General features: G+C 52.2%; 2 pseudogenes. One reads left to right on the top strand and one right to left on the bottom strand.

Annotation, left to right across the window (positions count from 1 at the left end):
- A pseudogene (locus UF06_RS24285) lies at window positions 1-203 on the top strand (hypothetical protein); the annotation flags it as partial.
- Here the strand turns inward: UF06_RS24285 and UF06_RS24280 are convergent.
- Window positions 204-406 (bottom strand): annotated as a pseudogene (locus tag UF06_RS24280) (hypothetical protein); the annotation flags it as partial. It abuts the pseudogene before it with no gap.

Below are 406 nucleotides of genomic sequence, written 5' to 3'. Positions count from 1 at the left end.
TTGAAGTTATTCGCTCTTGGTTAAACCGCATGCTACTGCCTGATGCTGTAGTTACCGGTGGTGACTCGCATACTCGTTTCCCATTGGGCATTTCATTCCCTGCAGGCTCTGGTCTTGGGGCGTTTGCCGCAGCGACCGGTGTGATGACACTGGATATGCCAGAGTCTATCTTGGTGCGCTTTAAAGGCGAAATGCAGCCAGGTACCTGGCTGCATTTCGCCTTTAAAGCGCACCAAGATAGACTCTGGCATATCCAGTGTCATCACACCGGTCGCTGCGGCAAACGCCCCAAGACCAGAGCCTGCAGGGAATGAAATGCCCAATGGGAAACGAGTATGCGAGTCACCACCGGTAACTACAGCATCAGGCAGTAGCATGCGGTTTAACCAAGAGCGAATAACAACAT

This window comes from Vibrio sp. S234-5 (assembly GCF_000960595.1).
Lineage (GTDB): Bacteria > Pseudomonadota > Gammaproteobacteria > Enterobacterales > Vibrionaceae > Vibrio.
Note: the sequence above shows the minus strand (reverse complement) of the source record. Positions and strands in the feature narration are given on the sequence as shown.